This is a genomic window from Bacillus sp. RO1 (genome assembly GCF_012524115.1).
Classification (GTDB): Bacteria; Bacillota; Bacilli; order Bacillales; family Bacillaceae_I; genus Sutcliffiella_A.
In genome coordinates this window covers 21,132-33,046 of record NZ_JAAZWB010000024.1, presented here as the reverse complement: position 1 = coordinate 33,046, position 11,915 = coordinate 21,132, and the positions used below count along the sequence as shown (strand labels likewise).

Genomic DNA, 11,915 nt, shown 5'->3' with positions numbered 1-11,915 from the left:
TCGACTCTAAATACCGCTGTTGATTTCCACAAATGGCTTCGCTTTCCTAGGGGCGGTGCTTGAGCCTCCTCGCTCCGCTGCGGGGTCTCAAGCTCCCGCTATCTCCCTCAGGAGTATTCGCCTTTTGCTCCAATCAACAGCTGGTGCACCCAAACGCTAAATGTATCTTTTAAACGAAAACAGACCCGAACTAATTTGAGATTTCAACTTAGTTCGGGTCTCATTTAGACTAAAACACTTTTGTCCCAGCCTCCCTCCTATTACTTCTTACTTCTCCTGTATAGATCCATCGATTTATGACCTTCATCAATGATTGCTACCATCTCGTGCAATCTCTTTTCCTGTGTTTCCACCCTTTTGGCACTATAGACATAACGTGCCCAATCCTTTTGGTAGCCATATGTCAGATCGTTATATTTCGCTAATACCGCTTCATGATTTTTCAAGAAACTCTTAATGTCTTCAATGTGGCCGATATAATCATCCACACATTGACTCTTTGCGCTTGTTTTCTTTTTCTTCTTAGGAGTGGATTTAAGCCCTACCACCGTAAAGACCTCGTTCAGACTGACCATTCTTGAAAATTTAAGAGTACTGTTCGGTAAGTACTTTTCCTCATCCAAATTTAGGTCTGCATAAAAACTGTCTCGCTCTATGTATTCTGGATAAACCGGGTTCCCTTTTTTTGGATAGGCGACATACATGTAGCCATTATCAGAAAGTAGCTGCTTTTCATTTACAGTTTGAACGTATTTATTGAAGTCATCCATGGAGAACATAAACAAGAATATCAGGTCATACTTGTCCTTTTCAATCGCAGTATCGAATTCAATACCTTTAAAATCTGCCGTTACATCGTCAGGCAATTGTAAAAATAAACGGTTCTCATATTTTTGCAGATTCAGCTTATCAATAATGGTTTTTTCTGCATTCATCCCTATTACATCCCCCTCTTGTTCATTACAATTCTATCCTACTATTATAACAAAAACGTGAATGGTCAAACCGTGTTTTCCACTTTGCTCACTTGTTAACAAAATGTTCACCTTTTTCTTCCAGATGTGTGACTTTTATCACACTTTTAATTCCTTCCACCTTTTACAATGAGGGTATAAAGATTATTTATATAAAAATTAGAAAAGGAAGTGGCGAGTATGTTTTCTCTTAAAAAATTTTTGGTGTGCTGCTTTGCACTTGTCTTACTTTTAGGGGTTATGACTGGTTGTGGTTCTGATAAGGTTTCTGTAGAAGATGCAGAGGCAGAAGTAACAATTAAGAGTTCAAACTGGGAATTCGATCAAGCTACTTATACGGCACCAGCTGGCAAACCTGTTGCTTTCCACCATGAAAACATGGAAGGCCATCACGGAATTACCATTAAAGGAACAGATGTGAAGATTCAAGGAGACGGCAGTGTCGTTGCGAACCTTAAGCCTGGGGAATACGAGATTATATGTGACATCATGTGCGGAACAGGGCACACAGAGATGGTTTCCAAACTGGTTGTGGAATAGAAAGGGGTGTCAGGGATGGCAAATTTACAATATGAACGTCCTGAGAAAACTACCGACAAGAAGCTTCCTCTAAATGAAGAGGAAGCTTCATTAAAAGGTACATTGATTGCCGTATTTATGATAGGAGCCTTTATCGTCATTTCGTGGATCAGCGTGTTCAGCTTATTTATTTCACGCAATTAGTCACGTCAGAAAAAGGGGGTACAAATAGATGCATTTACACCGTTATGAAAAATATTGGTTGATTTTTGGAGTAGGAACCTTGGTTGTCTTTTTATCCGTCATTGGCTTTACCGCTTTCGCACACGGCCATCATCCTCCAAGCCATATGGCTACCGTCGATGCGAAAAATGTGAGAGCATCCGCTCCTTTTGATGAACCAGGATTGAAGAAAATTGATGAGAATACCTATGAAGCTACCATCATTGCCATGACATTTGGCTATGAACCTAATAAAATTACCGTTCCAAAAGGCTCAACTGTCAAATTCCAGCTGACAAGCCAAGATGTCGTCCACAGCTTTACCATCCCAAAGACAAACGTCAACATGATGATCACACCTGGACACATCAACCAATCGGAACATACGTTTAAAGAAGCTGGCTCTTACCTTGTCCTTTGCAATGAATATTGTGGCATCGGACATCAGCATATGCAAATGGAAATTGAGGTGACAGAAGAATGAGACAGGCAGCGGAAATAGACATTCACGATTCCAAACTAAGTATGGCCTATATCTATATAGCCTTTGCCGCGCTGTTCTTGGGAACGATGGCAGGTGTGGTCCAAGGGCTTGTCCGCGGGGGACTGATTGAGCTTCCATACAGCATCAGCTATTATCAGCTGTTGACAGCACATGGCGTGTTGCTTGCCCTCGTGTTGACGACCTATTTCATTTATGGGTTCTTGCATGCTGGGATGAGCAGGACACTCGGCACGATGACACCTTTTGAAAGAAGATTAGGTTGGATCGGATTTTGGGTCCTCACAATCGGTACTTTGTTGAGCTTTGCAATGATTTTAACGAATGATGCATCGGTCTTATATACTTTTTACGCGCCATTGCAAGCCTCTCCCCTCTATTATGTAGGGCTGACCCTGTTTGTGGTCGGAACTTGGATTGGCGGGGCAAGTTTGTTAGCACATTACATCCGCTGGAAAAAACAAAACCGTGGTCAAATAACACCGCTGTTCAGTTTTATGACAGTCGGGACCATCCTTTTATGGTATGTCGCTTCCATCGGGGTTGCTGCGACAGTGTTGCTTCAATTCTTACCTTGGTCCCTGGGCCTTGTTGATAACATTAATATTCTACTGAGCCGCACCTTGTTCTGGTACTTCGGGCATCCGCTTGTGTACTTCTGGCTTCTGCCGGCTTACATCGCTTGGTATGTCTGCATTCCAAAAATTATCGGCGGGAAGCTTTTCAGTGATTCACTAGCTCGCTTGGCTTTCGTGCTATTCTTGTTGTTCTCGATTCCAGTAGGTTTTCACCATCAGCTGATGGAAGCTGGGATTTCTGAGTTTTGGAAATACCTTCAGGTTGTTTTAACTTTTGCGGTAATCGTCCCTTCGCTGCTGACCGCCTTCTCTATTTTTGCCACATTTGAATTGGCAGGCCGTGCTAAAGGGGCTCGGGGTGCCTTTGGCTGGGTACGAAAATTGCCTTGGAAGGACGCACGCTTTTTCGCTCCATTCATGGGGATGCTGTTCTTCATCCCAGCTGGAACCGGTGGAATCATCAACGCCAGTAACCAGATGAATGCGGTCGTCCATAACACACTTTGGGTGGTGGGGCATTTCCACATAACCGTTGGATCCACCGTTATCCTGACATTCTTCGGGATTGCGTACTGGCTGATTCCAGTCTTGCGTGGCAGGGCCTTCACAGCACGCATGAACAAACTTGCGATGACACAGACGATTCTTTGGACGATCGGTATGTTCTTCATGTCTGGTGCCATGCACTTGCTTGGGTTGCTGGGGGCACCACGACGAACAGCTTACACAACCTACCAGGATCATGCCACAGCAGCTGCTTGGTTTGATGGGATTTTCGCAAACCAAGTGACAATGGCACTCGGCGGCGTCATCCTGTTTGTTGCATCCATGCTGATGATCTACATCGTCATCAACCTGGCCTTCTTCGCGCCAAAAGCCCATACGGAATTTCCGATTGGTGAGGTGGCAGAAGATGCTGGGGAAACACCACGTATCTTAGAAAACTGGAAACTATGGATTGGAATTGCAGTGGCATTGATCTTGTTCACTTACACGATTCCATTGATGGATATGATACAAAATGCACCACCAGGGTCACCGCCGTTCAGGCCTTGGTGATGGATGGTTGAATGGGCAGTGGGATAAAGGGGTCCCGCTGCTTTTTTATTGGGGGAAGTTTGCAATATTAATGAGGACCTTTCTGACGGGGATGGATTGGGACTAAGGTCTTTATTGGGGTGATGACGACCTCTCTCGCACGAATCCATTCCAACCGAGGTCTTCATCCGGGCTATGAAGACTTCTCTCACGCGAATCGAGCACTACTGAGGTCTTCATCCGGGTGATGAGAACTTCTCTCGCACGAATCCATTCCCACCGAGGTCTTCATACTCTTTCTTTTTGTCCCCTCCCCCCTCTTATAAGCTTTTGCGCTTGTCAATTCTTGTGTTACAATATTGACTATCATAAATGTGGGGAAAAAGGCTCTAACAGCCCACTCCCCCGGCATTCTTATATAAGGAAGGTTGAAAAACTTGGAACATAACCCATCAAACTCGAATTTTATTCGAAATATCATAAAAGAGGACCTGGAATCCGGCAAGCGTAACCATGTCATCACCCGCTTCCCTCCAGAGCCGAACGGTTACCTACATATCGGACATGCAAAGTCCATCGTCATCAACTTTGACCTTGCAGACGAGTTCAACGGAAAAACGAATCTGCGTTTTGACGACACTAATCCTCTGAAGGAAGACGTTGAATATGTGAACTCCATTAAAGAGGACGTAAAATGGCTTGGCTATGATTGGGACGGACTTTTCTTTGCATCTGATTATTTTGAAGAGATGTACAATCGCGCAGTTCTTTTAATCAAGAAAGGCAAGGCATATGTGGACGACCTTTCTGCTGATGAGATCCGCGCTCACCGTGGCACGTTGAAAGAGCCAGGAAAAGACAGCCCATATCGCGAACGCTCTGTAGAAGAGAACCTTGACCTATTCGAACGCATGCGCAAGGGCGAATTCGGCAACGGGGAAAAAGTGCTTCGTGCAAAAATCGATATGAAGTCTCCGAACATCAACCTGCGCGACCCGGTTATTTATCGTATTTCTCATGCAACCCACCACAATACAGGAGACAAGTGGTGCATCTACCCAATGTATGCTTTTGCACATCCAATCGAGGATGCAATCGAAGATGTGACGCACTCTATTTGTACGATTGAGTTTGAAGATCAACGTCCATTATACAACTGGGTAGTGGAAGAAACAGAAATGGCTGGAACGCCACAGCAAATCGAGTTTGGCCGTTTAAACATCACCAATGCAGTGATGAGTAAGCGTAAGCTGCGCAAGCTTGTGGAAGAAGGCATTGTTGATGGTTGGGATGACCCTCGAATGCCGACGATCTCAGGACTTCGCCGAAAAGGGTACACGCCGGAAGCAATCCGCGCATTCGTTCGTGAAACAGGAGTTTCCAAAGGATCCGGATATGTTGACTCTCAAATGCTGGATCACTTTGTACGTGAAGATTTGAAATTGAAGTCCCCACGTACGATGGGTGTTGTTCGTCCATTGAAAGTGGTCATCACTAACTATCCTGAAGGACAAGTGGAAATGCTGGATGCGGAAATCAACCCAGAAAATCCGGAAATGGGAACAAGACAGATCCCCTTCTCCCGCGAGATTTACATTGAGCAAGAGGATTTCATGGAAGATCCACCGAAAAAATACTTCCGCCTCTTCCCTGGTAATGAAGTACGACTGAAGCACGCTTACTTCATTAAGTGTGAGGATTTTGTGAAAGATGAAGACGGCAATGTAGTGGAAATTCACTGTACGTATGATCCAGAAACGAAGAGTGGTACAGGTTTCACCGGCCGTAAAGTAAAAGGTACCTTGCACTGGGTGGAAGCAACGCGAGCGGTTCCAGCTGAGTTCCGTTTGTTTGAGCCGTTGTTATTGGACGAGGAACCTGAAGAGGAAGTCGAGACTGAGGTGGCAAATGTTGCTGGGACGGAAGAGGAATCGGTGGAAGTTGTCGAAAAATCCTTCCTTGACCATGTGAATCCGAATTCCATGAAAGTGTTAAATGGATTTGTGGAAGAGAACATGAAGGGTGTGGCGCCGCAGGAGAAATTCCAATTTTTCCGCCACGGTTACTTCAATGTCGATCCAAAGCATACGACTCCAGAGAATCTTGTGTTTAATGAGATTGTGTCATTGAAGAGTTCGTTTAAGTTATAAATGGTTTGAGATGGAATGACCCCCGTTGTGGTTGAACGGGGGTTTTTTGTGTGGGGAGGATTGTTGGCTGGGGCGAGGAGCCTGGGTTGACTTGAGGGGGCGACGGCGGGGAATTGGGGCTAGTAGGTTGCTAGGAAGTCGGCGTGAGATGTGTCGGTTGGTGTCGAATGGCCTTTATATTGAGACAAATGGACAATATAATGAGAAATTGGACAATAAAATTTAAAGGTGGACAATATATCGAAAAAGTAGACAATAAAATCCCAAGTCTCGTCTCGCCCACCCCCGCGGCCAATCCAAACTAACACTCAAAAAAATCCTCCACGTTCCTACAAAACGGGAGGAAAATTACCTCATTTTAAACAAACCACCTTAGATAAACGAAAAATCCTGCTATAATTACAACAAATAGCGCTGCATAGATTAAGCTGAGCCGTCTCACATTCCCCTTTGTTTCTTCCCGGTATTTTTTATCCCCGCTCCCAGCTACTTGGATCGTCACAAATAACCCTCCAACTAAAATAATGATACTGAGTATTCCTAACGCTACCATCATGGTCGCTCTCTCCATTCAAATAATATTATCTAACATGAAAGTAGCGTATTTTGGCAGCTTTTTCAATGAAATGGGCTTACCGTTTCCATCTAACCCTCCGGAACCTCTGAGTTGAGTGAAGTTACCTTACCCTACTATCCTCCGCTCCCTACGCATCAACCTCGCCATCGGAATATAAGTGAGAAAGAAGATGAGAAGGGCAGCCAACTCCAAGTTGATATAATACCAGAATCCTGACCCGAAGAAGGATAGGATGGTTTTTGATTCCGTTGGGTTTGCTAAATAGAAGAAATTTGTACCTAGGAACATATTGATGAAAAAGATTGGGGCAGCTAAGATGTTTAAAGCAATAAAGCTTCTGATGACGGCCTTCTTCGGGACTCGGTATCCTTCATAGAAAATAAAATATAACACTGCCAATGGGATTGCGGAATGATGTAGAAAATATTTAAGGAAGCGGTAGTGTGGAAATTGGTACACCATCTCTGGAGTGACCATGCTTAAGATAGGCGGAATAAATCCAATGAAATAAAGTAAGTGGAAGAGTTTTTCGTTGGATCTTAAAAATAGGTAAATGGCGATAAAGGTGCTAACAGAGCAAAGTTGAATGGGCAGGTCCTCCACTCCCCATTGATTCGTAGATAGAACCCAAATCTGATGGGTGATCTCGCATGTTAATAGGATAATGAATAATGTCCACTTAATTTTCGTCTGATGCGGCTTTAGGTCCCTCCTAAAATGAACTAACATAAAGCAAATGCCTACAAATACAAAAAAAGTAAGGATATGCTCTACAGAAAACAATTCAAATGATTGCATGGAGTTAACGGAAAACATTATATGTCCCCCTTTCTAGTGCGCTTGTAAGTATTTTATTCTTCGTAAGTGGAGGATAAGACTGTTTTTTTAGGGAAGAGTTGGAGGATTTGTTGTGTTTCCTGTGGTGCGAAGTGTGTCGGTCGGTGTCGAATGGCCTTTATATTGCCTAATTGGACAATAAAAGTTGAAAGTGGCTAATATATCAATTAGTTGGACAATAAAATCAAAAAGTGGACAATATAATTCCCCCCACCCTGCCATTCCAGAAACTTAAATGAAATAAATTCCATATTCAGAAGGAACTTAGTACTCCAGTAGCGAAATAGAGTGAAGAATCAATAAAAAGGAGACCGATATGATAATAAAAGAAAGAGAGAAACCACTCAAATTGCTCGCACATGAAGCTGCCATGAGGCGAGTTCCCAAACACCACCCAAAATACCCCCAAATCGAAAAAGAATACTTCCGTTTGCACTATGGCTACCTAGGTGAAAAGGCAATGGACTACTTTTCCTCCTTCCTTCCCCATGAAAACTATAAAATACTCCACGGGTTAAGAATCCCAGACTCAAAAGACCGCTACTTTCAGATGGACTCACTCCTGATCACGCCAACTCACTGCCTCATCTTAGATTCAAAATACATTAAAGGAAAACTAGAATTCGATGAAGATACGGGGATGCTTATACGGCATCATGAAGATAGTCATGAAAGGGTTGGAGATCCCCTGGCTCAACTTGCACGACACAAAATGCAGCTTTCCGGCCTTATAGATAAACTTAGATTACCTCCCATTTCTATCGAGACTCAAGTGGTCATCTCGCACAAAAGTGCCACCTTATTTAATAAATCCCCCACACTACTTAATAAAATAGTCTTCCACACAAACCTTCCCACTAGAATACAAGCTATCTCCCATACACATAAAATCACTAGATTTTCAGCTAAGGAAACTAATAAGCTAGTGAAAGTGTTACTAAATAGGCACAAAGATGATTCAACGTTTAACTTGATGGTATACTACGGCCTCCATTCTTCTGATTTTATTAAAGGTGTTATATGTATAAATTGCTCACATGCTCCCATGAAAAAACACTATAAAAAATGGACTTGTGCTGCATGCGGGCACACAGAGATGGATCCGATATCACGTACAATCAAAGACTACCCTTTGCTCGGGCTTGGCAATACCATCACAAACAAACAGTTCAGAGAGTTTGTCTGTATTCCTTCTATAAGTATCGCTTCTAAATCACTTTTTACTTTAAACCTCCAACATAAAGGTAACAACAAAGGCCGGATATATTTTTTGCAATAGATAAATCGGTACTATTCTCCTCATTTCCTCGGATAAATAATTGGAAAAATGTTCATACTATCTTTTCGTAAACTAGTTGAAAAGAAGCGCCAATACCTTACCCTCGGTAAAAGTTATTGAAATTTCTGCATATTTCTTTTTATTTGCCGAATTATTTATTATAATTACAATGTAAGAATTGATGTTGTCTCATTTTTTGGTTTCGTACGTTGTAAGGCAAGTTAAGGTGCTATTTACTCTTCTCAAAACAGAAAGGGGAAAAGATGTATGGACAATGAGAACGTTGGAAAGTGCCCGTTTACGGGAGAAAGCAGTTCTGAAAAACCAATTAGGGGTACCAAAAACAAGGACTGGTGGCCAAATCAACTAGATTTACATGTGCTTCACCAGCATGACACGAAGACAAACCCACTTGGGGAAGATTTTAATTATGCAGAAGAATTTCAAAAGATCGATTATGCAGGTCTAAAAGAAGACTTACATAATCTTATGACAGACAGCCAAGACTGGTGGCCAGCGGACTATGGACATTACGGGCCCTTCTTTATTCGTATGAGCTGGCATGCTGCAGGTACATATCGCCAGGCAGATGGACGAGGAGGCGGTGGAAGTGGATCGCAGCGCTTTGCTCCGTTAAACAGCTGGCCTGATAATGGAAACCTGGACAAGGCACGCCGACTGCTTTGGCCAATTAAAAAGAAATATGGCAACAAGCTCTCTTGGGCAGACCTGCTTGTATTTGCAGGAAATGTAGCCATAGAATCCATGGGTGGAAAAACGATTGGATTCGGTGGCGGACGTGAAGATATTTGGCAGCCTGAGGAAGATGTAAACTGGGGCCCTGAGAAGGAGTGGCTTGGCGACAACCGTTATTCCGGTGAGCGCGACCTGGAGAACCCGCTTGCTGCCGTGCAAATGGGATTGATATATGTTAATCCTGAAGGTCCTAATGGTGAGCCAGATCCGAAAAAGAGTGCCTATGATATCCGTGATACCTTCAAACGAATGGGAATGAACGATGAGGAAACAGTAGCATTGACTGCCGGCGGTCATACATTCGGAAAAGCCCACGGCGCTGGTGATCCATCTCATGTGACAGAAGAGCCAGAAGGTGCAGGCCTTGAACACCAAGGATTCGGTTGGAAGAGTACTCATGAAACTGGCCACGGCGCATTCACGATCACAAGTGGAATCGAAGGTGCATGGACGCCAACTCCAACGAAATGGGATATGAGCTATTTTGATTTGTTGTTTGGATATGAGTGGGAGCTCACAAAGAGTCCAGCTGGCGCCTACCAATGGGCACCAATTGATCCGGATGAAGAGCATTTAGCTCCAGACGCGCACGATTCTTCCAAGAAAGTAAAAACAATGATGACGACTGCGGACATGGCGATGCGCATGGACCCAGAATACGAAAAGATTTCTCGCCGCTTCCATCAGAATCCTGACGAGTTTGCTGATGCTTTTGCACGCGCATGGTTTAAGCTGCTTCACCGTGACATGGGGCCTCGCGACAGATACTTAGGACCTGAAGTGCCAGAGGAAGAATTCATTTGGCAGGATCCAATTCCAAAGGTGGACTACACATTAACAGATGCAGAGATTGAGGATCTTAAAGCAAAACTATTAAATTGCGGTCTCTCTGTCAGCGAGCTTGTGAAAACTGCTTGGGCTTCTGCCAGCACATACCGTCATTCTGACAGGCGTGGTGGCGCAAATGGTGCCCGCGTTCGCCTCTCCCCTCAAAAGGACTGGGAAGCAAACGAGCCAGAGCAGCTTGCTAAGGCTATCAATGTGTTAGAAGACCTGCAAAGTAGCTTGGATAAAAACGTCAGCCTTGCAGATTTAATCGTGCTTGGTGGCAGTGCAGCCGTTGAAAAAGCTGCCAAGGACGCAGGCTTTGATGTAAAAGTTCCATTCACACCAGGGCGCGGTGATGCCACACAGGATCAAACAGACGAAGAGAACTTCGAAGTGTTGGAACCTGTATCTGACGCATTCCGAAACTACCATAAGAAGGAATACTCCTTGAAGCCGGAAGAGTTCATGGTGGACAAAGCTCAACTCATGGATCTTTCTGCAAAAGAATTGACCGTCCTTCTAGGTGGCTTGCGTGTCCTTGGTGCCAACCACGGCGACACGAAGCACGGCGTCTTCACCGACCGAGTAGGCACGCTCACCAATGACTTCTTTGTGACCTTGCTTGATATGGGAGTGGAATGGAAACCTGTAGAAGGAGAAGGCTACTACGAAGCACGTGATCGCCAAACAGGTGAACTAGTCCGTACTGGTACGAGAGTAGACCTTGTCTTCGGTTCACACTCCGTTCTCCGTGCCCTTGTCGAAGTGTACGCACAAGACGACAGCCAAGAAAAGTTTGTAAATGACTTTGTGGCTGCATGGGTGAAAGTAATGGATGCAGACCGTTATGATGTAAAAGTGAAAAAATAAAACAAAAAAATCCGGATGGAGAGTTTAACTTCCATCCGGATTTTTTTGTGCAGTCTTTTTTTCATAAAGTTTAATGGAGCCTCCGTCTGGTCCATATACGATCCCATTATTTTTCCAGCCGTATCTCTCATAATAGTTTACTAAGTCTGTTGTTAGGTACATGTTCTCATAGCCTTTTTCAGCAGCCACCCTTAATCCGTGCTCCAAAAGCTTAGCACCTATCCCCTTTCCCCTTTGCTCTTCTGCCACATAAAGGCATGCGAGCCACGGACACAAGTCCTGACGGCTATTTATATCATTTCTTAATATTGCATACGTACCTATTATTTCCCCGTCTTCCACTGCCACATAAAACCGTGGTATGTCAGAAGAGGTTGTCGCAGACTGGAGAATCGCATCTTCGTAAAATTTGAAGTTCTCCTCACTCCCCCACTGCTGCCAAAACACATTAATTGCCCGATCGAGCAGCTGATCTTTATTTCTCAATTCGATAACATTCATCACCATTAAACCGTCCTAACTATTAATTTCATACACCAATAATTCGATATGTAGAACTGGAAACCTTCTATTAAAATAAAAAATATAAAGAAAGGGGTCTGACCCCACATTCTTTAAAGCACTAAAGCCCCCTCCACCCAGACACCCAAGCACAAAGTCCTGAATCATTATACCTAAAAAATGTAATAAGCCTGTTATATTCTTGTAAATCAATCTTTACTCCACCTCAAGGTTACCTTAATACTATCTTTATATAATTACTCTTGAAAGATTCATAAACAAAT

Annotated in this window: 11 protein-coding genes; 7 read left to right on the top strand and 4 right to left on the bottom strand. The window is 43.7% G+C overall.

All coding sequences use genetic code 11. The annotated features are described in order from the left end of the window. Positions 1-260 precede the first annotated feature (260 nt). Positions 261-935: a YdeI/OmpD-associated family protein gene (locus HC179_RS01635; protein ID WP_168862746.1), complete on the bottom strand. Its 675-nt coding sequence runs from the start codon at positions 933-935 to the stop codon at positions 261-263. A gap of 219 nt (positions 936-1,154) precedes the next feature. On the opposite strand from HC179_RS01635, the gene HC179_RS01630 reads away from it, so the two are divergent. From HC179_RS01630 to HC179_RS01610, 5 genes are all read left to right on the top strand, one after another. Continuing rightward, complete coding sequence (locus tag HC179_RS01630; RefSeq protein ID WP_168862745.1) at positions 1,155-1,514, top strand: cupredoxin domain-containing protein; 360 nt, start codon at positions 1,155-1,157, stop codon at positions 1,512-1,514. 15 nt (positions 1,515-1,529) lie between these two features. Further along, entirely contained in the window at positions 1,530-1,697 is a 168-nt protein-coding gene (locus HC179_RS01625) for a cytochrome c oxidase subunit 2A (protein ID WP_168862744.1), read from the top strand. Between the two features lie 28 nt (positions 1,698-1,725). After that, positions 1,726-2,199 (top strand): cytochrome c oxidase subunit II, encoded by a 474-nt coding sequence (locus tag HC179_RS01620; RefSeq protein ID WP_168862743.1) that lies wholly within the window; start codon positions 1,726-1,728, stop codon positions 2,197-2,199. After that, on the top strand, positions 2,196-3,854 hold the full coding sequence (locus tag HC179_RS01615; RefSeq protein WP_168862742.1) for a b(o/a)3-type cytochrome-c oxidase subunit 1: 1,659 nt from the start codon (positions 2,196-2,198) through the stop codon (positions 3,852-3,854). Before HC179_RS01620 ends, HC179_RS01615 begins: the two co-directional genes overlap by 4 nt. A 416-nt stretch (positions 3,855-4,270) precedes the next feature. Next, positions 4,271-5,983 (top strand): glutamine--tRNA ligase/YqeY domain fusion protein, encoded by a 1,713-nt coding sequence (locus HC179_RS01610; RefSeq protein ID WP_168862741.1) that lies wholly within the window; start codon positions 4,271-4,273, stop codon positions 5,981-5,983. A gap of 358 nt (positions 5,984-6,341) precedes the next feature. Here HC179_RS01610 and HC179_RS01605 read toward each other — a convergent pair whose 3' ends face one another. Continuing rightward, positions 6,342-6,539, bottom strand: coding sequence for a hypothetical protein (locus HC179_RS01605; RefSeq protein WP_168862740.1), 198 nt, complete (start codon positions 6,537-6,539; stop codon positions 6,342-6,344). 126 nt (positions 6,540-6,665) lie between these two features. Further along, entirely contained in the window at positions 6,666-7,376 is a 711-nt protein-coding gene (locus HC179_RS01600) for a YwaF family protein (protein WP_168862739.1), read from the bottom strand. 337 nt (positions 7,377-7,713) lie between these two features. On the opposite strand from HC179_RS01600, the gene HC179_RS01595 reads away from it, so the two are divergent. Further along, positions 7,714-8,676, top strand: coding sequence for a nuclease-related domain-containing protein (locus HC179_RS01595; RefSeq protein ID WP_168862738.1), 963 nt, complete (start codon positions 7,714-7,716; stop codon positions 8,674-8,676). Between the two features lie 267 nt (positions 8,677-8,943). Next, on the top strand, positions 8,944-11,130 hold the full coding sequence (katG, locus tag HC179_RS01590) for a catalase/peroxidase HPI (protein ID WP_168862737.1): 2,187 nt from the start codon (positions 8,944-8,946) through the stop codon (positions 11,128-11,130). Positions 11,131-11,154: 24 nt separating this feature from the next. Here katG and HC179_RS01585 read toward each other — a convergent pair whose 3' ends face one another. Further along, on the bottom strand, positions 11,155-11,631 hold the full coding sequence (locus HC179_RS01585; RefSeq protein ID WP_168862736.1) for a GNAT family N-acetyltransferase: 477 nt from the start codon (positions 11,629-11,631) through the stop codon (positions 11,155-11,157). Positions 11,632-11,915: the final 284 nt, after the last annotated feature.